This window comes from Rhizobium sp. P32RR-XVIII (assembly GCF_012641395.1).
Classification (GTDB): Bacteria; Pseudomonadota; Alphaproteobacteria; order Rhizobiales; family Rhizobiaceae; genus Rhizobium.
The window spans coordinates 765,242-785,727 of sequence record NZ_JABAIH010000001.1 but is presented as its reverse complement, the minus strand read 5'-3'; the positions used below and the strand labels follow the sequence as shown (position 1 = coordinate 785,727).

General features: G+C 61.7%; 18 protein-coding genes. 7 read left to right on the top strand and 11 right to left on the bottom strand.

What is annotated here, in order from left to right:
* Positions 1 to 69 precede the first annotated feature (69 nt).
* Genes HGP14_RS03995 through HGP14_RS03985 form a run of 3 tightly spaced genes read right to left on the bottom strand, consistent with a single transcriptional unit; the run spans position 70 to position 2,549 of the window.
* Positions 70 to 318, bottom strand: a complete 249-nt coding sequence (locus tag HGP14_RS03995; RefSeq protein WP_168828540.1) for a DUF4170 domain-containing protein — start codon at positions 316 to 318, stop codon at positions 70 to 72.
* Positions 319 to 378: 60 nt separating this feature from the next.
* Positions 379 to 1,188: a 3'(2'),5'-bisphosphate nucleotidase CysQ gene (locus tag HGP14_RS03990; RefSeq protein ID WP_168828539.1), complete on the bottom strand. Its 810-nt coding sequence runs from the start codon at positions 1,186 to 1,188 to the stop codon at positions 379 to 381.
* Positions 1,189 to 1,202: 14 nt separating this feature from the next.
* Entirely contained in the window at positions 1,203 to 2,549 is a 1,347-nt protein-coding gene (locus HGP14_RS03985; RefSeq protein WP_168828538.1) for a TldD/PmbA family protein, read from the bottom strand.
* Positions 2,550 to 2,669: 120 nt separating this feature from the next.
* On the opposite strand from HGP14_RS03985, the gene HGP14_RS03980 reads away from it, so the two are divergent.
* On the top strand, positions 2,670 to 4,478 hold the full coding sequence (locus HGP14_RS03980) for a monovalent cation:proton antiporter-2 (CPA2) family protein (protein ID WP_168828537.1): 1,809 nt from the start codon (positions 2,670 to 2,672) through the stop codon (positions 4,476 to 4,478).
* 9 nt (positions 4,479 to 4,487) lie between these two features.
* On the opposite strand, the gene HGP14_RS03975 is transcribed toward HGP14_RS03980, so the two are convergent.
* From HGP14_RS03975 to HGP14_RS03965, 3 genes are read right to left on the bottom strand one after another with little or no spacing between them, the layout of a single operon-like run.
* Positions 4,488 to 5,369 carry a patatin-like phospholipase family protein gene (locus HGP14_RS03975; RefSeq protein ID WP_168828536.1) on the bottom strand — a complete coding sequence of 294 codons (882 nt, stop codon included), beginning with the start codon at positions 5,367 to 5,369 and terminating at the stop codon, positions 4,488 to 4,490.
* Positions 5,370 to 5,393: 24 nt separating this feature from the next.
* Positions 5,394 to 5,954 (bottom strand): 16S rRNA (guanine(966)-N(2))-methyltransferase RsmD, encoded by a 561-nt coding sequence (gene rsmD / locus HGP14_RS03970; RefSeq protein WP_168828535.1) that lies wholly within the window; start codon positions 5,952 to 5,954, stop codon positions 5,394 to 5,396.
* The gene (locus tag HGP14_RS03965) at positions 5,935 to 7,971 is read right to left on the bottom strand and encodes a pseudouridine synthase (protein WP_168828534.1); all 2,037 of its coding nucleotides are present in this window, start codon (positions 7,969 to 7,971) and stop codon (positions 5,935 to 5,937) included. The genes rsmD and HGP14_RS03965 overlap by 20 nt, the downstream gene beginning before the upstream one ends.
* A gap of 91 nt (positions 7,972 to 8,062) precedes the next feature.
* On the opposite strand from HGP14_RS03965, the gene HGP14_RS03960 reads away from it, so the two are divergent.
* The gene (locus HGP14_RS03960; protein WP_168828533.1) at positions 8,063 to 8,497 is read left to right on the top strand and encodes a nucleoside deaminase; all 435 of its coding nucleotides are present in this window, start codon (positions 8,063 to 8,065) and stop codon (positions 8,495 to 8,497) included.
* Between the two features lie 20 nt (positions 8,498 to 8,517).
* On the opposite strand, the gene HGP14_RS03955 is transcribed toward HGP14_RS03960, so the two are convergent.
* A complete protein-coding gene (locus tag HGP14_RS03955; RefSeq protein WP_168828532.1) occupies positions 8,518 to 9,144 on the bottom strand; it encodes a hypothetical protein in 627 nt (208 codons plus the stop codon).
* Positions 9,145 to 9,278: 134 nt separating this feature from the next.
* Entirely contained in the window at positions 9,279 to 12,179 is a 2,901-nt protein-coding gene (gene ileS, locus HGP14_RS03950) for an isoleucine--tRNA ligase (RefSeq protein ID WP_168828531.1), read from the bottom strand.
* A gap of 383 nt (positions 12,180 to 12,562) precedes the next feature.
* Between ileS and HGP14_RS03945 the strand changes: the two genes are divergently transcribed.
* Entirely contained in the window at positions 12,563 to 13,774 is a 1,212-nt protein-coding gene (locus HGP14_RS03945; protein ID WP_168828530.1) for an MFS transporter, read from the top strand.
* 12 nt (positions 13,775 to 13,786) lie between these two features.
* Here HGP14_RS03945 and HGP14_RS03940 read toward each other — a convergent pair whose 3' ends face one another.
* Both HGP14_RS03940 and HGP14_RS03935 read right to left on the bottom strand, forming a co-directional pair.
* Positions 13,787 to 14,770, bottom strand: coding sequence for a bifunctional riboflavin kinase/FAD synthetase (locus HGP14_RS03940; RefSeq protein WP_168828529.1), 984 nt, complete (start codon positions 14,768 to 14,770; stop codon positions 13,787 to 13,789).
* A gap of 13 nt (positions 14,771 to 14,783) precedes the next feature.
* On the bottom strand, positions 14,784 to 15,632 hold the full coding sequence (locus HGP14_RS03935; protein WP_168828528.1) for a TIGR01459 family HAD-type hydrolase: 849 nt from the start codon (positions 15,630 to 15,632) through the stop codon (positions 14,784 to 14,786).
* 316 nt (positions 15,633 to 15,948) lie between these two features.
* On the opposite strand from HGP14_RS03935, the gene groES reads away from it, so the two are divergent.
* The 3 genes from groES (at position 15,949) to HGP14_RS03920 (ending at position 19,033) form a co-directional block, all read left to right on the top strand.
* Positions 15,949 to 16,245, top strand: a complete 297-nt coding sequence (gene groES / locus HGP14_RS03930; RefSeq protein ID WP_004675403.1) for a co-chaperone GroES — start codon at positions 15,949 to 15,951, stop codon at positions 16,243 to 16,245.
* A 55-nt stretch (positions 16,246 to 16,300) separates the two neighbouring features.
* Positions 16,301 to 17,947 (top strand): chaperonin GroEL, encoded by a 1,647-nt coding sequence (gene groL / locus HGP14_RS03925; protein ID WP_168828527.1) that lies wholly within the window; start codon positions 16,301 to 16,303, stop codon positions 17,945 to 17,947.
* Between the two features lie 639 nt (positions 17,948 to 18,586).
* Complete coding sequence (locus HGP14_RS03920; RefSeq protein WP_168828526.1) at positions 18,587 to 19,033, top strand: hypothetical protein; 447 nt, start codon at positions 18,587 to 18,589, stop codon at positions 19,031 to 19,033.
* Positions 19,034 to 19,088: 55 nt separating this feature from the next.
* Here HGP14_RS03920 and HGP14_RS03915 read toward each other — a convergent pair whose 3' ends face one another.
* Entirely contained in the window at positions 19,089 to 19,799 is a 711-nt protein-coding gene (locus HGP14_RS03915; RefSeq protein WP_168828525.1) for a glutathione binding-like protein, read from the bottom strand.
* A gap of 217 nt (positions 19,800 to 20,016) precedes the next feature.
* Here HGP14_RS03915 and HGP14_RS03910 point away from each other — a divergent pair, with 217 nt between their 5' ends.
* Positions 20,017 to 20,442 carry a DoxX family protein gene (locus tag HGP14_RS03910; protein WP_168828524.1) on the top strand — a complete coding sequence of 142 codons (426 nt, stop codon included), beginning with the start codon at positions 20,017 to 20,019 and terminating at the stop codon, positions 20,440 to 20,442.
* Positions 20,443 to 20,486: the final 44 nt, after the last annotated feature.

Below are 20,486 nucleotides of genomic sequence, written 5' to 3'. Positions count from 1 at the left end.
CGGCAGCGAGTATGTGCTGTCACAAGCCGGCACCGCCGCTTGAGCAAATGCCGGTGCATGAACGCCTAATCAGGCTTTACCGCTCATATCCTCGGGATCGAGCAAGCGATGCATATGGACGATGAAATAACGCATATGCGCGTTGTCCACCGTCGATTGCGCCTTACCTTTCCAGGCCGTCAGCGCGGAGGCGTAATCCGGAAAGATGCCGACGATATCGAGATCCTTCAGATCGCGGAACTGGACATCTGTCAGGCTTTCCAGTTCGCCGCCAAATACGAGATGCAAGAGCTGCTTTTTGCCGCCGGATTCCGTCATTTTTCTTCTCTTTCGCTTCTATCCCCCCGCGCCTTCATCTGCGGGATTTTGACGCAAACGTCAACTGCTTCGTCTCAGCGCAAGCCCTTCGAGGAACTCCGCAACGCGGGGCGCGGCAGCACCGCAAAGCTCGGCATGACTGACCTGCGGGCGATTGTAGAGAACCGCGCGTCCCTCGAGGTCGGTGAGCCGGCCTCCGGCGCGCTCCAGGATAAGGTCGGCCGCCGCCAGATCCCAGTCATGCGAATTGCGCTTGACGAACGTGCCTTCGAGGCGGCCGTCGGCAACCATCGCGAGGCGATAGGCGAGCGACGGCACATGCTTTACCCGCTCGATTCTCTCTTGAAGATGACCAGGAAACGATTTCAGGACATCCTCGCCAATCGCAAAACGGCTGACGGTTTCCGGCCCCTTGGCCGATGCGGCGATGCGCTCGCCATTCTTCATCGCAATGCCGCCTTCGACGGCCTCGAAAAGCTCCTCGAGTGCGGGAGCGTAGAGCACTCCCGCAACGGGCCTGCCGCGATGGACGACGGCGACGCTGACACACCACAAGGTCTGGCCGCCGAGGAAGGCGCGCGTACCGTCGATCGGATCGATGATGAAAAGCGTCTCCGTCGAAAGACGGGCGGCGCTATCTTCCGTTTCTTCGGAAAGCCAGCCGTAATTCGGCCGGGCGGCGCGCAGGATCGATTCAAGCCGTTCGTTCGCAGCAAAATCCGCGGCGCTCACCGGAGAGCGGCCTTCGTTCTTCCACCAGACTTCCGGCGACTTGTTGAAGAAATTCAGAGCGACGCCGCCTGCCTGTTTCGCGGCATCGGCGATCAATTCGAGATCGCTCTGCCAGCGAAGCGTTCCAACGTCGTTCATTGCATCAATCCATTCTAGCGCCCGGCGAGCGTCATTCCCTCGATCGCGAGCGTGGGCGCAGCAACACCGTATTTGCGATCAATGTCGTTGGCGGGCGTTATGCGCATGAACATGTCCTTGAGGTTCGAAGCAATCGTCACTTCGGACACCGGGAATGTCAGTTCACCGTTTTCGATCCAGAAGCCGGTCGCGCCGCGGCTGTATTCGCCGGTGATCATGTTGACGCCCTGGCCGATAAGCTCGGTCACATAAAAGCCGTTGCCGACGCTCCGGATTAGATCTTCCGGCGAAATGTCGCCAGGCTCAAGGGCGAGGTTCGTGGAGGTGGGTGTTACCGAATTGCCACTGCGCACCCCGCGCCCGTTGGTTTGCATGCCGATTTCGCGCCCTGTCGCGGTGGAGAGAAACCAGTGCTTCAGCACGCCATCCTCGATCATGACCAGCCTCTCGCCGGAAATGCCCTCGCCATCAAAGGGACGCGACGACGGGCCGCGAACGATCAAGGGGTCGTCCGTGATCGAAAGGCCGGATTTCAAAACCTGCTGGCCCATCTTGTCGCGCAGGAAGCTGGACTTGCGCGCGACCGCCGCTCCATTGATGGCGCCGGCGATATGGCCGACAAAGCCCCGGGCGATGCGCGGATCGAAGACGACGGTGACGTCCTTGCCGGTATCGACCTGACGCGGATTGACACGCTTGACCGCACGCTCGCCGGCGCGGCGGCCGATTTCGGCGGCTTCGTCGAGTTCGGCATAATAGAGGCGGCTGTCGTAGTCGTAGTCGCGCTCCATGCCGGTGCCTTCGCCGGCAATGACGCTGACCGAACGGCCGAAGCGCGAGCCCATGTAGCTGCCCTCGAAGCCGTGCGAGGTGACGAGAACCAGGCCTCCGTAACCGGCCGAAGCCCCGCCGCCGGAGGAATTGGTGACGCCCTTGACCTCAAGCGCCGCGGCCTCCGTCGCAAGGGCGGCCTCGCGCAGCATGTCGGAGGAAACCTCCGTCTGGTCGAAAAGCTCGAGGTCGGGATAGGACTTGGCAAGCCTGTCCTCGTCCGCAAGGCAGGCGAACGGATCTTCGGGCGAAACCTTCGCCATTGCGACGGCGCGTTCGGCGAGCGCCTGTAGATCGAAGCCGGGATTGGCGGAAACGCTGGCAACCTTCTTGCCGACGAACACCCGCAGCGAAAAATCGTCGCTCTCAGACGATTCCGTGCCTTCGACCTTGCCCAGGCGGACGCTGACGGACTGCGAGCGAGAACGCACGACAACCGCATCGGCGGCATCGGCGCCGGCCTTCCTGGCGAGATCGATCAACTGGCTTGCGCGGGAAAGAAGTGTCGAGGAAGCTATTTCTGAGGACATGATTTGGCCTTTCCTTGGGCTTCCATTTATTGTGCACTTCCGGAAGCATCAAGGCCGCTGCCGCCGATTCTTTTTCGCGCAGCTTGCAACCCTCGCCGTCATAGAAAGAAACTTCACAGCATGTCCGCACCCAATGCCCTCTTTTCCGAAACGATCCTGCTGCTCGGCGGCGCGGTCGTCGCAGCTCCGATTTTCAAGAAACTCGGGCTTGGAACTGTGCTCGGCTATCTTGCCGCGGGCGTGGTGATCGGTCCGATCCTTCACGGCATCGCCGATAGCGAGCAGGTTCTGGGCGTTGCCGAACTGGGCGTGGTCTTCCTGCTCTTCATCATCGGCCTTGAGCTGAAACCGTCGCGACTTTGGCAGATGCGCCGTGACATCTTCGGGCTCGGCACCGCGCAGGTGGTGCTGACCGGACTGGCTTTGATGGCGCTTGCCTATCTTTCCGGCGTGCTCGACTGGCGGGGAAGCATCATCGCGGGTTTCGGGCTTGCGCTTTCCTCCACCGCCTTTGCCATGCAGATTCTCGACGAGCGGGGCGAGGTGAACACGAGGTACGGGCAGCGCTCCTTCTCGATGCTGCTTCTCCAGGATCTCGCAATCGTACCGCTGCTGGCGCTGATCACCGTTCTCGACGGTGGAAACGGCAGCAATACCCCGTTGCTGGACTTTGCCATCTCCGTCGGCGCCGTCGGCGCGATGATCGTCATGGGCCGCTATCTGCTGACACCGCTCTTTCAGGTGATCGCAAGGACCGGCGCGCGCGAGGCAATGATCGTGGCCGCCCTCTTCGTCGTCATGGGATCGGCGAGCCTGATGCAGTTTGCCGGGCTTTCCATGGCGATGGGCGCGTTTCTCTCCGGCGTCATGCTCGCCGAATCTTCCTACCGGCATGAGCTTGAAGCGGACATCGAACCCTTCCGCGGCGTGCTGCTCGCCATTTTCTTCATGGCGGTCGGACTGTCGCTTCAACTGAACGTGCTGATCGACAATGCGATTTTCATCGTCGCCGCGGTGCCGATCTTCATGGCCGTCAAGGCGGTGATCATCTATGGCCTCTGCCGGGTGACCGGGTCTTCGCACGACGATGCCATCCGCATTGCCTTCCTGTTGCCGCAGGGAGGCGAGTTCGGGTTCGTGCTGTTCACCTCTGCGGGTGCGGTCGGACTGATGCCATCCAGCACCGCATCGCTTCTCGTTGCCATCGTGACGCTCTCAATGGCACTGACGCCACTCGGCGCCGCACTTTCGAAACGCATGCTGAAGGGCGACGAGCAGGAAGAACTCGATGAGGACTTCGAGGGAGCGGGGGCCGATGTACTGATGGTCGGCTTCTCGCGTTTCGGTCAGATCGCTGCACAGATCCTGCTGGCCGGGGGGCGGGACGTGACGGTGATCGACTTTTCCCCGGACCGTATCCGCCAGGCCTCGTCATTCGGCTTCCGCATCTATTTCGGCGACGGCACGCGCAAGGACGTGCTGCGCTCTGCCGGAATCGACAGAGCCAAGATCGTTATCGTCTGCACACAAAAGCGGGAGATCACCGATAAGGTGGTGGAACTGGTGCAAGCCGAATATCCGCATGCGAAGCTCTTCGTGCGCTCCTACGACCGCATCCATTCGATTGCGCTCAGAAACCTCAATGTCGATTACGAACTGCGCGAAACGCTGGAGTCCGGCCTGCTGTTCGGCCGCCGCACGCTGGAGGCGCTTGGAGTGAGCATGGAGGACGCTTATGAAATCGGCGAGGATATCCGCCGGCGCGACGAGGAGCGGCTGGTGCTGCAGGTCACCGAAGGCCTGCAAGCCGGCCGCGACATGCTCTTCTTCCGTCCGGTACGGCCGGAACCGCTGGTGAAACCCAAGCGGGCGCTGGAACTCGACGACGATCCGTTGGCTGGAACCGCAGAAGCGACCGCCGATGCCTAGGGCGGCGAACTAGGCTCTGATGCGAGCCTCGAATTCCTGGTCGAGCGCACGCTTCAATTCGTCCTTCACGCCTGCCGACATCGCCAGCACTTCGCGCGCCTTCAGGAAATCCATGACGCCGGTGCGGCCGACGGAAGGGCGCAGGAAGATATGCGGCGGCCGGAGCTTCAATTTGAGGCTGATCGCGGTCTGCATCATCAACTGGCCGGATCCGAAGATGCTTTCCATGCGGTTCGGAATATGCGTGCCATCGCCTTCCGGCGCGCCGACGACATCGACGCCGATGACGATGTCGGCGATATCCATCAGGCATTCGTAAGGCACCGGATTGCTGATGCCGCCGTCGATCATCACCCGGCCATCAAGGCGGACGGGCATGAAGACGGCGGGGATGGACGACGATGCCGCAAGAGCCGGGAACAGCGCCCCCTCGTTGATGACGACCTCGTTCTGCCCGTAATAATCGGTCGTGATGACGTTCATCGGAATAGGCAGATCCTCGAAACGGTCCGGCAGGTCGGCAGGCAGGAAAGCCTTGAGGATACGCTCAAGATTGAACTGACCGATGCGGATGCCTTTCGCGACGGCGTCCCGGACCGTCTGCGGCCGGAGACCCCAGATGCGGCTGACGACGGCAGTCTTGTTGCCGACGGTCATCAGCGCGTGCTCTCGGATCGCATCACCCGTCATGCCGGCGGCCATGCCGGTGCCCATGATCGCCCCGATCGACGCACCGGAAATCGCAACCGGGCGGATTCCGAGTTCGTCGAGGGCGTCGATGACGTGGATATGGGCAAGACCACGCGCGCCGCCGCCCCCGAAGGCTACGGCCACAGTGGGCGTCGCGCTTGGGACAGGCATGTCATTACTCTCAATAACCGCCTGCTGCACAATCCCACTCCGGATGATCCGCCGCTACTGTGGTTGGTAGCGGAAAAAATGCACCTTTGTATCGCCGAAGACGCGATCCTCCAGAAAGAGATAGGCAGGGTCGGCGGAAACGGCAACATCCGAACGCTCTTCCAGAACGGCGATCGCACCCGGCACGAGCCATCCGCCCTTGGCTGCAGCAGCCATCGCCTTTTCGCCCAATCCCTTGCCATAGGGCGGATCGGCGAAAAGCATGTTGAAGGGCTCGAGATTGCCGACGGAGCCCAGGTCCGTGGCATCACGCCGCAGGATGCGCGTGCGGCCATGGAGGCTCAGAGCGTCGATATTCTCCCAGAGAAGCCCCCTGCCCTCGACGCTGTTTTCGACGAAGAGCGCATGGCGGCAACCGCGCGACACGGCTTCGAGGCCGACGGCGCCAGTCCCGGCGAACAGGTCCAGGATCCGGGTGCCGTCAAGACATTCCGGATAGGCATGGTTCAGGATATTGAAAAGGCTCTCACGCGTCCGGTCGGCAGTCGGCCGGATGTCGTTCGATTTCGGTACGGCGAGCGGCCGTCCGCGAAACTCACCGCCGACGATCCGCACCGCGCGTCATTCCCTTTCCTTTCGGTCCACCACGCGACGGCCCGCCCGAAGGCCTGCCGCCGCCACCCGGCCGATCGCCCTTGGGCTTGCCTGAGAAATTCTTCGATCCGCCCGGCTTGCCGCCGAAGCTCTTGCCGCGGGGCTTATCGCCCGCAGGCTTGTCGCCGAATGGTCTTTCGCCACGCGGACGTTCCGAGCGGCCCTCGCCGGGAGCGCTGCGTGCAGCACGCGGACGATCGCCGAAGGAACGGGGACGCTCGTCACCCTCTTCGCGCGGCCTGCGATCACCGCGAGGCCTGTCGCCGAAAGGCCGATCTCCACGCGGAGGACGGTCGCCAGCCGGGCGGTATCCGCGAGCTGGACGATCACCAAACGAACGTGGGCGCTCATCACCCTCTGCACGCGGTCTGCGGTCGCCACGAGGCTTGTCGCCGAAAGGCCGATCTCCACGTGGAGGACGGTCGCCAGCTGCGCGGTCTCCGCGAGCGGGACGATCACCAAACGAACGTGGGCGCTCATCACCCTCTGCACGCGGTCTGCGGTCGCCACGAGGCTTGTCGCCGAAAGGCCGATCTCCACGTGGAGGACGGTCGCCAGCCGGGCGGTCTCCACGAGCGGGGCGGTCACCAAAGCCGCGGCCCTCGCGGGCCGGCCGGTCGCCGAACGAGCGCTTGTGGCCGAAACCTTCGCCGTCATCCTTGCCCTTAGCCGGGACTTCGCTGGAACGGATCCACTCGCCTTCGTCGTCGCGGGCACGGTTGATCTGCGGGCGTGGGCGATCCTCGCCGCGGGCAAAGCTCTTCGGCTGATCGTCGAATTCGCCGCGCTTGCGGGCGGTCTTGGCATTCTTGGCGGCCTTCGCCGCGGCCTTTTCACCGAGCGGACGGGCGCCGGGCGCCATCCAGACATTGGCGCTGCGACGGCTGCCGAGCGCCGGGCGCTTCGGCCGGTCGTCGTCTCTGTGGCCACCTTCGTGCCTGTCGTCCCGGCGGTCATCACGGCGATCGTCACGCTTGGTATCGAGACGGCTCAGCGCACGCTCGCGCTTGTCTTCCGGCTTGCGAGGACGTTCGCGTTCGCGCCGTTCCGGCTTGGCTTCGGCCTCTTCCTCGGCGGCTACGGCAGGCGCGTTGTAGATCGGGGCATCGAAATTCGCCTTGGCATCCTCGATCAGCCGCGGACCAAGCTGGTCGCGCAGCGTGCGGCCGCGCACTTCGATCACGTGGCGCTCCGGCAGATCGCCGAGCTGGAACGGGCCGTAGGAAATACGGATGAGACGGTTCACATCAAGGCCGAGCGCGCCGAGCACGTTCTTGATTTCGCGGTTCTTGCCTTCGCGAAGACCCATGGTGATCCAGACGTTGGAGCCCTGTGTGCGGTCGAGCGTTGCCTCGATCGAGCCGTAGAGCACCCCGTCGACGGCGATGCCGTCCTTCAACTTGTCGAGCGCTTCCTGATCGATCTCACCGTGGGCGCGCACCCGGTAGCGGCGCAGCCAGCCGGTGGTCGGCAGCTCGAGGGCGCGCGCAAGCCCGCCGTCATTGGTAAGCAGAAGCAAACCTTCCGTATTGATATCGAGGCGGCCGATCGACATGACACGGGGCAGCTCTTCCGGAAGGTTGTCGAAAACGGTCGGGCGGCCTTCCGGGTCGGAATTGGTGGTCACCAAGCCGGCAGGCTTGTGATAGAGCCATAGGCGCGTGCGCTCGATGCCGCGGATCGGGACGCCATCGACCTCGATCTTGTCGGAAAGCGTGACGTTGACGACCGGCGTATCGAGAATCTTGCCGTTCAGCGTGACGCGGCCTTCCATGATCATGCGCTCGATGTCGCGGCGCGAGGCAACGCCTGCGCGTGCCATGACCTTGGAGATGCGTTCCGCCTTGGCCTCGCCTTCGGCCTCGGTGGCTGCAGCCGTCGGCGCAGCGCTCCTTGCCGGCTTGCCTTCATTTTTCGGCCGCGCATCGCGCGCGGGGGGCTTGCCACCCGGCCGTTTTGGCTTGTCTTTGAATGTCATTTGTTGTTTGCCTGCCTTTTGGGGCCTGTCTATCAGGTCGCGCCCCTGCGGTTAAGTGGGAAATTGCCGGATCGTGAAGACAAATCAGTTTATGGAAATGGCGCTCGAGGAGGCGCTGGCAGCGGGCGAGCGCGGCGAAGTGCCCATCGGCGCTGTTGTGGTCTTAGAAGATAGGGTGATCGGACGCTCCGGCAACCGGACGCGAGAGCTCAACGACGTGACCGCCCATGCTGAGGTTGCGGCCATTCGTATGGCCTGCGAAGCGCTGGGACAGGAGCGCCTGACCGGCGCCGATCTCTATGTGTCGCTGGAACCTTGCACGATGTGCGCCGCGGCCATTTCCTTCGCGCGTATCCGCAGGCTGTACTACGGCGCGGAAGACCCGAAGGGCGGCGCGGTCGATAACGGCGTCAGGTTCTACGCGCAGCCCACATGCCACCACGCCCCGGAGGTCTATTCCGGTTTGAACGAAGTTCGATCGGCTGATCTTCTCAAGAAATTCTTTCAGGAAAAGCGAGATATCTGATCCCGCCCCGCAGGCGGCTGCTACTGAAGGAAGTTCCACCACTTCTTGCCGGTACCGGCAACAGCGGCATCCTTCTTGCGCTGCTTATCCTTCTTCGTCTCGGGTTCGCCGAGATCCTCAAGCTTGGCCGGGTCGTCGACCTGACGATATTCCGTCGGCGGATCGGAGATGAAGCGGCGCTGATCGATGTAAGCACCCTTCTGCAGGGCACGGGCTTCGCGATAGGCCTTGGTCTGGGCTTCCGTTGTCGGGCGGCCGCCTTCGACGCCATTCTTGGCGAGCGGCGAGACGTAGGTGGATTTGTCGATATTGTCATCCGCCTCCTTGACGAGGCGTGCACGGGTTTCTTCCGGCGATTCGACCCACTGCGGATTGCCCGCAGTGGCGATCGACTGCTGCGGCTCGACAAGCGTTTCCCCGGAAGCCTGTGCCGGCATGACCAGTGTCGGGCGCGGCGTGTACTTTACGCCCTTGTTCTTGGGCTCGCGGGGCGCAATAGACACTGCCTGACCGAGATCGTCGCCGAGCTGTGCCATTGCGGTCGTGCCGGTGCCATAGGTCGGGCTCGTGCAGCCCGAAGTCATCGAGCTCGCCGCCACAACAACTGTCAGGCAAGCGCCTACATGGAACCAACGCGTCGCTAACATGAAAACCTTTCCAGCCTCCGGTGCAATCATCGCCCTACCGGAATGTCCCCCTGACGTAAAATTCCGGCCATTTTCAGGCAGCTTCTACCGGATGAACTGCAAAATAGCAATTCATCCGGTAGTTTTCCTCTGCTTTACAATCCGAGCTCGCGAAGTGCAGCGGCGTCGCGTGCCGATACATCCGGATGGTTCGGATCGGACCCGACATCCTTGGTGATGCGCCAGGAGCGGGCGCATTTGGTGCCTTCGGCAAGTTTCGGCTCGACGCTGACGCCGGGAACTTCCGGCAGGCGGAAAGCCTCCGCCGGACCTTCGCCGCCGACAACAGCGATATCCGAGGTGATGCAGATTTCCGCGAAATCCAGCCCGTCGAGCGCGGCGCGAAGTGCACCGTCCGTGACATGCACGACCGGTGCCGCCTCCAGCGACGAGCCGATGCGCTTGTCCTTGCGCTCGATTTCGAGAGCGCCGGTGACCACGGAGCGGATGGCGCGGACCTTCTTCCACTTCTCGGCGAGCGCCTCGTTCTTCCATTCGGCCGGGATTGCCGGGAACTGCTCGAGATGAACCGACACGGCAGAAGGATCGCGCGAAAGCCATGCCTCTTCCGTGGTGAAGGGCAGCATCGGCGCAAGCCACGTCACCATGCAATCGAAGATCGCGCGGATGACATGCAGGCTTGCACGGCGGCGCAGGCTGGACGGCGCATCGCAGTAAAGCGCATCCTTGCGAACATCGAAGTAGAAAGCTGAAAGTTCGACATTCGCAAAGTCGATGAGCGCGCGGGCGATCTTCTTGAACTCGAAGGCGTCGTAGGCTTCGCGCACAAGCTGATCGAGTTCAACCAGACGATGGAGCATCAGCCGCTCGAGCTCCGGCAGATCGCCAAGCGCGATGACCTCGCCCTTGTCGTGCGCCAGCGTGCCGAGCATCCAGCGGATCGTGTTGCGCAGCTTGCGATACGCGTCGATGTTCGTCTGGATGATCGCCTTGCCGAGACGCTGGTCTTCCCAGTAGTCGGTGGTCATGACCCAGAGCCGCAGGATGTCGGCGCCGGCGTCCTTCATGACTTCCTGCGGGGTGACGGTATTGCCCTTCGACTTCGACATCTTCTCGCCCTTCTCATCCATGGTGAAACCATGGGTGACGACGGCGTCGTAGGGCGCGCGGCCGCGGGTGGCGCAGCTTTCCAGAAGAGAGGAATGGAACCAGCCACGATGCTGGTCCGAGCCTTCGAGATAGACGTCGGCCGGCCACTTGAGGTCCGGGCGATCCTCGAGCGTGAAGGTGTGCGTGGAGCCTGAATCGAACCAGACGTCGAGGATATCCATGACCTGCGTCCAGGGCTCGTTGGCCTTCGCGCCAAGGAAGCGCTCGCGAGCGCCTTCGGCGAACCAGGCATCGGCGCCTTCCTTCTCGAAGGCTTCGAGGATGCGGGCGTTCACTGCCTCGTCCTGCAGGATGCCGCCCTCCTCATCGACGAAGAGGCAGATCGGCACGCCCCAGGCTCTTTGACGCGAGAGCACCCAGTCCGGACGCTGCTCGATCATGGCGCGCAGGCGGTTCTGGCCGGCGCCGGGCACGAAGCGGGTGTCGTCGATGGCGCTCAGCGCGCGCGAGCGCAGCGTGCTTCCATCGCCCAGTTCCTTGTCCATATAGACGAACCACTGCGGCGTGTTGCGGAAGATGACCGGCTTCTTCGACCGCCAGGAATGCGGATAGGAGTGCTTCAGGCGACCGCGCGCAAACAGCGCATGGCGGGCGATCAGCGCCTTGATGACCCGCTCATTGGCGTCACCCTTCTTGCCCTTGTCATCGATGACGCGGGCCGCTCCGCCCTCGGCGTCGGGACCGAAGCCGGGGGCGTCGAGGGTAAAGAATCCTGCGTCATCCACAGGGAACGGGATCGTCGAGGAGATGCCGCGCGCTTCGAGCGCCCGGGCGTTGTCCATCCAGGCGTCGAAGTCTTCGCGGCCATGGCTAGGCGCTGTATGGACGAAACCGGTGCCAGCATCATCGGTCACATGATCGCCATCGAGCAGCGGCACCTGGAAATGGTAGCCGCCGCCAAGACCATGCAGCGGATGCGCGCAGGTGATGCCGGCAAGTTCCGCCGCTTCCACATCGCGAAGGTGTTTGAACGTCACCTTCGCCTTGGCCGCAGATTCCTCTGCCAGACGCTTGGCGAAGATCAGCTTCTCGCCGGGCTGCGGACCGAAATCATTTTCCGCCGTCGCAACCTCGTAGAGGCCATAGCCATAGCGCGACGAATAGGCGATCGCGCGGTTACCCGGGATCGTCCATGGCGTCGTCGTCCAGATCACCACAAAGGCGCCTGCAAGAGATTCGGGGCCTTCCACGATCGGGAACTTCACCCAGATCATGTCGCTTTCGACATCAGCATATTCGACCTCGGCTTCCGCAAGCGCGGTGCGCTCGACCACCGACCACATGATCGGCTTGGAGCCGCGGTAAAGCTGGCCGCTCTGTGCGATCTTGAGGAGTTCGCCGGCAATGCGGGCCTCGGCATGGAAATTCATCGTTGTGTAGGGATTGTCGAAGTCGCCCTCGATGCCGAGGCGCTTGAACTCCTCGGACTGGATCTTGATCCAGCCGGCGGCGAATTCGCGGCACTCCTGACGGAATTCGTTGACGGGAACCTCGTCCTTGTTCTTGCCCTTCTCGCGGTACTTCTCCTCGATCTTCCATTCGATCGGAAGACCGTGGCAGTCCCAGCCTGGGACGTAGTTGGCATCACGGCCACGCATCTGGAACGAGCGGTTGATGACGTCCTTGAGGATCTTGTTCAGCGCGTGGCCGATGTGGATGTTGCCGTTGGCATAGGGCGGGCCGTCGTGGAGGACGAACTTCTCCCGGCCGGCGGCGGAGGCGCGCAGTTTCTTGTAAAGGCCCATCTGCTGCCAGCGGGCAACGGTTTCCGGCTCCTTCTGCGGCAGGCCGGCGCGCATCGGGAAGTCGGTCTCGGGCAGATAGAGGGTCTTCGAGTAGTCGATCTTTTCGGCTGTATCGGTCATGTTCAGCAATCGTTTCTGAGCGCCTTTTAGGCGCAACGGCTTCTAAATGTCTGGTGACGGAAGCGCTCGTTCACCCAAGCGCCAAAAACCCGGACCTTCCGGTCGCTTAGCGCGCGCGGAAGGCCGGGCCGATAATTCGCATCGCGCTCGGCAGCCGGACTTTGTTCATCGCGCCGGTTCATAGGCGCTTTTGCCGGGAAAAGGAAGAGGATTTTGCACTCGGCAGGCAATCAGCAGCCGAGGCTAAATTGCCTGTCCGGCAGAATAATTTCGTGACACTGTCGAAATGACCGCGGCTCGAACGTCTTTAGGTTGCGGGCGTGTGGAGGACACCGGGCGCCCGCATGCCCCGATCAAATGTATCCCTGAGGAGTGAGGTGGATATGAGCAGTTCCTACCGTTGGGTCATCGTCGCCGCGGGCGCCCTGATGACGTGCGTTGCGCTCGGCGCGATGTTCTCTCTTGCCATTTTCCAGGTACCGATCGCCACCGAAACCGGCTGGTCGCACACGGGGATCGCCAGCGCCATGACGCTCAATTTCGTCGTCATGGGCATCGGCGGCTTCATGTGGGGAGCGATCAGCGATCGCTTCGGCCCCCGTATCGTCGTGCTGATCGGCGCAGCGCTGCTCGGACTTGCGCTCGTTCTTGCCAGCCGCGCCGGATCGCTCATCCAGTTCCAGCTGACCTATGGCATCGTCGTCGGACTTTCCGCCAGCGCCTTCTTCGCGCCGATGATCGCGGCGACGACGGCATGGTTCGACGAGAACCGCGGGCTCGCGGTTTCGCTGGTCTCGGCCGGAATGGGCGTCGCACCCATGACGATCTCGCCGCTCGCCCGTGCGCTGATCTCGGCCTATGACTGGCGTACTGCGATGCTGATCATCGGCGTCGGCGCATGGATGCTTCTGATACCTGCAGCGCTCCTCGTCCGCCGCGCACCCGTAACAGCAGGCGAAGCCGGGGCGTCCATGGTGGCGGGCGGCGAACGGCCAGCGCTCGGCAAGATCTTCCGCTCGCCGCAGTTCATCGTACTCGGCGGCACCTTCTTCGCCTGCTGCGCGGCGCATTCCGGTCCGATTTTCCATATGGTGAGCTATGCGACCATCTGCGGCGTGGCGCCGATGGCGGCCGTCAGCATCTATAGCGTGGAAGGACTTGCGGGCCTCGGCGGACGGCTTCTTTATGGCAGCCTCGCCGACAGGCTCGGGGTGAAACCGGTGCTTGTCGCCGGGCTGCTGGTGCAGGCGGCGGCGCTCGCCACCTATCTCGCCGTCAGCGAACTCGGCCAGTTCTATGCGCTCGCCGTCATCTTCGGCAGCGCCTATGGCGGCGTGATGCCGCTCTATGCCATCCTTGCGCGCGAATATTTCGGCCCGCGCGTCATCGGCACGGTGTTCGGCGCCGCGACAATGCTTTCCAGCATCGGCATGGCCTTCGGACCGTTGGCCGGCGGCTGGATCTTGGACACCTACGGCAACTATTCCTGGCTGTTCATCGGCTCGGCGCTGGTCGGGCTTGGGGCCGCGGGGATTGCCTTGGCATTCCCGCCGTTCCGCGGCGAGAAAACCCAGGCTGCGTTGGGAACGTCGTGACCGCGCGCGGCGCTAGCTGAAGCAGAGTTTCCGGTCGAGCTCGCCGAGCGGCTTGACGCCCGCAAGCAGCGCCCTCGCCTCCTGCTCGTCGCGCTTCATCTGCTCGACGAGGGCTTCCAGGCCATCGAACTTCAACTCGGGCCGCAGATAGCCGAAGAGGGAGACGGAACAGGTCCGGCCATAGAGGTCGCCGCTGAAATCGAAGAGATAGGTTTCGAGCAGCGGCGCGCCGTTTTCGGTCACCGTTGGGCGCCGGCCGTAGCTGGCGACCGCATCGTAGAGCGTGCCGTCGTCCAGGCGGAAGCGAACGGCGTAAATGCCAGCGGCAAGTTCGGCCTCCGGCGGAAGCTGCATGTTGGCCGTCGGAAAGCCGAGCTGCCGGCCGAGCTTTTCCCCGCCGATTACCTCGGCCTCGACCGTGTAGTGATAGCCGAGCTGAGCGGCCGCCTCAGTGACGTTACCTTCCTTCAGCAGCTCGCGAATGCGGCTCGAGGAGACAACCTCGGCATTCTCGTCGCGGAAGGCGTCGATCAGGGTGACGCCGAAGCCGTATTTGTGGCCGGCATCCATCAGGAAGGCCGGACCGCCCTCGCGGTTCTTGCCGAAATGGAAATTGAAACCGGTGACGACTTCGGACGCGCCCAGCCAATCTCTGAGGATGCCATGAACGAACTCATCCGGCGACCGCTGCGAGAATTCGCGATCGAAGGGGTATTCGATGACGGCGTTGAAGCCGATCGCCTCGAGAATGCGGGCCTTCAACGGGGCCGGCGTCAGGCGGAACACCGGCGTTTGTGGCTTGAAGACCGTCCGCGGATGGGGTTCGAACGTCAGCACGAGCGCGGGGATGCCCCGCTCTTTCGAGATTTCCAGCGCGCGGTTCAGCACCGATTGATGGCCGCGATGCACGCCGTCGAAATTTCCAATGGCAATCACCCCGCCTTTCAAGCGGGCGGGCAAGGGTTCGCGGGTTTCGTTGCGGTGGAAGACGGTCATCGGCGGGCTCTTCTTAAGCGAGGCGCGGCATCCACCACTTCGGCGTTGCCCTCTCGCGCTCGAGGAAGGCGTGCAGGATCGCCTCGTCGGGCTCCCCGTTCAGCGTGTATTCCTTGGCATGAATGCCGCCGCTGATATACAGAAGATCGAGGCCGTAATCGAGAGCCCCGCGCACATCCGTCGGCATACCGTCGCCGATCGCGAGAATACGGCTCTTCGGGAAATCGCCGTGGGCCTCGCGCGCAGCGGCAAGCACGGCGTCATAGATCGGCGTGTGCGGCTTGCCGGCGATGCGTGTTTCGCCGCCGAGTTGGTGATAGTAAGCGGCCATGGCACCCGCACAGGGGATGATGCGGTGTCCGCGCTCGACAACGAGGTCCGGATTGGCGCAGATCATCGGCACGTTGCGTGCCTGAAAATCCTTGAGCATCTCCGTGTAGTCTTCGGGCTTTTCCGTCTCGTCGTCGAAAAAGCCGGTGCAGACGAGCGATTCAGCCTCTTTGGCATCGACGCGCTCGACGCCGAGGCCCTCGACGATTGCACGGTCGCGTTCGGGACCGAGCAGGAAGACCTTCTTCGGGCCTTCGGCAATCAGGCCGCGCGTGACGTCGCCAGAGGTGACGATCCGGTCATAGGCGCTGTCCTGTATGCCGATCTGGCGCAGCTGGTCGACCACCTGCGGCGCGAGCCGCGGCGAATTGGTGATGAGCACGACGGTGAGCCCCTCGGCGCGCGCGGCTTCGAGAGCCGCCGCAGCCTTCGGGAAAGGGTCGATCCCATTGTGCAGCACACCCCAGACATCGCAGAACACGGCGTCATACTGGCTGGTGATCTCCGCAAAACTCTCAATCCGCTTGGCCATTCGATTTCCCGATTGCTTTTCAGTCAGGCGTGACATCGCAAAGGCATGCCGCGATGGCAAGGGATTTTCGGCCGATCCTTTAGCAAAAACCTGAAGCGGCCTTCACCGGCCGGGCTGCGGCATAGATTCCGCAATCGTCTGGGACATTTCTCGCGCTCTTCACAATTCCGGCGCAAAAATCCGTGATGGGTCTTCTTGACTCCTTCTGGAGCCATCCCTAAATGCTCGCCGCTAGCACTCCTCACTGGAGAGTGCTAACACTCATCGATGTGGGCCTTCCCGGTCCGCGAATGTCATTTGATCGAGGGATTAGACAATGGCAAGCACCAATTTCCGCCCCCTTCACGATCGCGTCGTTGTTCGCCGCGTTGAGTCCGAAGAAAAGACCAAGGGTGGCATCATCATCCCGGACACCGCCAAGGAAAAGCCGCAGGAAGGCGAAATCGTCGCCGTCGGTTCCGGCGCTCGTGACGAGTCCGGCAAGGTCGTCGCTCTCGACGTCAAGGCTGGCGATCGCGTTCTGTTCGGCAAGTGGTCGGGCACCGAAGTCAAGATCAACGGCGAAGACCTTCTGATCATGAAGGAAGCCGACATCATGGGCATCATCGGCTGATCAGTCGGTTATCCCGTCCAGAATATCGCTGACACCCTTTTCAGGAGTTCTCAAAATGGCAGCTAAAGAAATCAAGTTCGGCCGCACCGCGCGCGAAAAGATGCTGCGCGGCGTCGACGTTCTCGCTGACGCAGTGAAGGTAACGCTCGGCCCGAAGGGTCGTAACGTCATCATCGACAAGTCCTTCGGCGCTCCGCGCATCACCAAGGACGGCGTATCGGTCGCCAAGGAAATCGAACTTGAAGACAAGTTCGAAAACATGGGCGCCCAGATGGTCCGCGAAGTTGCTTCGAAGACCAACGACATCGCCGGTGACGGCACCACGACTGCAACCGTTCTCGCCCAGGCCATCGTTCGCGAAGGCGGCAAGGCCGTTGCAGCCGGCATGAACCCGATGGACCTGAAGCGCGGCATCGATCTCGCCGTTGCTGAAGTCGTCAAGGATCTCCAGGCCAAGGCCAAGAAGATCAACACTTCGGAAGAAGTCGCACAGGTCGGCACGATCTCCGCAAACGGCGAAAAGCAGATCGGTCTCGATATTGCTGAAGCCATGCAGAAGGTCGGCAACGAAGGTGTCATCACCGTCGAAGAAGCCAAGACCGCTGAAACCGAACTCGAAGTCGTCGAAGGCATGCAGTTCGATCGCGGCTACCTGAGCCCGTACTTCGTCACCAACCCGGAAAAGATGGTTGCTGACCTCGAAGACGCCTTCATCCTCCTGCACGAAAAGAAGCTCTCGAACCTCCAGGCTATGCTCCCGGTTCTCGAAGCCGTCGTTCAGACCGGCAAGCCGCTCCTCATCATCGCTGAAGATGTCGAAGGCGAAGCTCTTGCTACGCTCGTCGTCAACAAGCTGCGCGGTGGTCTCAAGATCGCTGCCGTCAAGGCTCCGGGCTTCGGCGATCGCCGCAAGGCCATGCTGGAAGACATCGCCATCCTGACGGGCGGCACTGTCATCTCCGAAGACCTCGGCATCAAGCTCGAAAACGTTACGCTCGACATGCTCGGCCGTACCAAGAAGGTTTCGATCTCCAAGGAAAACACCACGATCGTTGACGGTGCCGGCGCAAAGTCCGACATCGAAGGCCGCGTTGGTCAGATCAAGGCTCAGATCGAAGAAACCACTTCCGACTACGACCGCGAAAAGCTGCAGGAACGTCTTGCCAAGCTCGCTGGCGGCGTTGCCGTGATCCGCGTCGGCGGCTCGACGGAAGTCGAAGTCAAGGAAAAGAAGGACCGCATCGACGACGCTCTGAACGCGACGCGCGCTGCCGTTCAGGAAGGCATCGTACCGGGCGGCGGCGTTGCCCTGCTTCGTTCGTCCACGAAGATCACCGCAAAGGGTGAAAACCAGGACCAGGAAGCCGGCATCAACATCGTTCGCAAGGCACTTCAGTCGCTGGTTCGCCAGATCGCTGAAAACGCTGGTGACGAAGCCTCGATCGTTGTCGGCAAGATCCTCGACAAGAACGAAGACAACTACGGCTACAACGCTCAGACCGGCGAATACGGCGATCTGATCGCTCTCGGCATCGTCGACCCGGTCAAGGTCGTCCGCACGGCTCTGCAGAACGCAGCTTCGGTTGCTTCGCTGCTGATCACCACCGAAGCCATGATTGCCGAAGCTCCTAAGAAGGACGGCGGCGCTGCTGGCGGCATGCCGGGCGGCATGGGCGGCATGGGCGGCATGGACATGATGTAAGACCTTCGGGTCTTTACATCTGAGCCATCCGGTTCAGTTCAGGAAGGGCGGTCCTCGGGCCGCCCTTTTTGTTTGCCGACGAGCGATTCGACCATCTGATAAAGCCTATGTATTTCCGATGGTGAAACGTTTAAGCGAGAGGGGCGAAGGTACTCGCCAGGGTCGAGGCTTTCGCGAAACTTACTTTTCTTACTTATTTTATGCGTTACTTATACTTGTAGCGAAAGTCGTATTTCAGCCTGGAAGTAAGAATTTTTAAAAGGTGTAACCGTTTGCACCCGGTCCGGACCGCAAAATTCTACCGGATTTTAACAGTTTTTGGTGCGGAAAGCGCCGGTAATGCATCAGTCGGCCTTCAGGACATCACGGAAAAAACATTTGCCGGGCGCCCAAAACTGCATATAAATCCGCGCTGCAATTTTGAACGCATAAGAATACTTTTTCGCCCGCCAGCAAAAGCAATTCCGGCAAAGTCGGCCAGGTGCCTTCCAAGCCAAGATTTCGAGTAATGCATTGTAGTAGAGCGCTGCCGGCAAGCCGCGCTTTGAACGCCCGGACATGAAGGACGGCGCAGCATGAGGATGTTTCGTCAGACTGCACGAGAGCGCGGATAGAACTGCGTCCGACCCGGGAAAGCCCTTGTTTAAGATCGCCAAAGCAACCGCTGCCGCCCCCCGCATGCATGACTCACTGGATCTGCCGCATCACGATCAGGAGATGCTTGCGCAGTTCTCCGTCTCCGAGGCCTGGACCGGCGACTTTTCGACGGGCATTATCCGTCTCGGCGAGTGGAGCAGTATGCTGCATGGCCTTTCAACACAGGAATGCGGTCTTCTGAGCCTGTTGCGCTGCTATGATCCGAAAGATCGCGCCCATATCCTCACCCTTTTCGAGCAAGCCGCAACGCTTTCGTCATCCTTCTGCTTCTCCACGACGATCCTGATGCCGAACGGTTTGCGGCAGCCGGTTTTCTGCATGGGTGCATCGAGCGGGCTCGAGGCACAGTTCAGCGGCAGCATGGCAGGCGTCTTCCTCTTCCCGCGGTTCAAGCTGGAACAAGGACATCAGATCGCCACCCGGCAATAGGCCGAAGGTTCAAAAAAAGGGCCGGTCCTGAGTCCGGCCTTTTTCTTTGCGCCGATTACTCCGGCTTGACGGGAATGTTCAGGCCCTTTTCGCTTGCCGGGCGAGCAATGCAGCGCTCGAGCCACGCCATGACGGAGGGGAACTTTGCGTAGTCCAGGACCTCCCGGCCGCCATAGAAGATATCGGCGCCACGGATCCATGGGAATGTTGTGATGTCGGCGATCGTGTAGGTGTCACCCATGATCCATTGACGTCCCTCCAGACGTGCCTCCAGCACGCTGAGCAGCCGCTTGGCCTCGTCCCGATAGCGCTCCACCGGATAGGAATTGTTGGCGACCTTCTCGGCCGCGAACTTGTGGAAGTGACCGAATTGGCCGAGCATCGGCCCGATCCCGGCCATCTGAAAGAATACCCACTGAATGGTCTCGTAGCGCCCTACGGCATCCGCCGGCAGGAGCTTGCCGGTCTTTTCCGCGAGATAGAGAAGGATCGCGCCGGATTCGAAGAGGCCAATCGGCTTGCCGTCAGGGCCGTTCGGATCGATAATCGAGGGGATACGGCCGTTCGGATTGAGCGAGATGAATTCCGGAGACTTCTGCTCGTTTGCGGCGAAGGAAATATAATGCGGCTCGTACGGTAGGCCGAGCTCTTCCAGCGCGACCGACACCTTCACGCCATTCGGCGTTTGCAACGAATAAAGCTGAATGACGTCGGGGTTCTTTGCCGGCCAGCGTTTGGTGATCGGGAAGCTTGAAAGGTCTGCCATTGGAATCTCCTTGGGGGATGGGAAGCAGACCATAGAAGAGCAGCTACCGCGAACACAAGCCACGCTGCGTGAACGGTCGTTTCAAAACATTGAACAAACCGTCCGCTTCTGTTTATCTTTTCAGTTACATCAAAATGAGCGAATAGAAGGGCCAACGAGGTTCAGAAAGTGCCGGGGCACAGGGACCTCCAGAGCAATCCAAACGGAGATCACGTCCATGTCGAATACCAGCAACGGCCTTATTCTTGTCGCCCGCATCCTCCTGTCCTTCATGTTCATCCTTGCTGGCTTCGGCAAGGTCACCGATCCGGCAGGCACTGCCGGCATGATCGCAGGCGCAGGCTTTCCTGCCGCAACGGCGCTGACCTATCTCGCAGGTCTCTTCGAACTTCTGACCGGCCTTGCCGTTCTCGTCGGCTTTCAGGTCCGCATCGTCGGCTGGCTGCTTGCCGCCTTCTCTATCTTCACTGCCATCTTCTTCCACCTGCCCTATGCCAGCGGCACCGAGCTGGTGAATATCCTCAACCAGATCATGGTCATGAAGAACTTCACGCTGGCCGGCGGTTACATCCTGCTCGCCACAGTCGGCGCAGGCGCCTACTCGATCGATGCCCGCCGCGGCGCATCTGCCGTCCGCGCCTAAGCGAACAACCTCCCAAGCATAGAAACCCGCCGTCGAAAGACGGC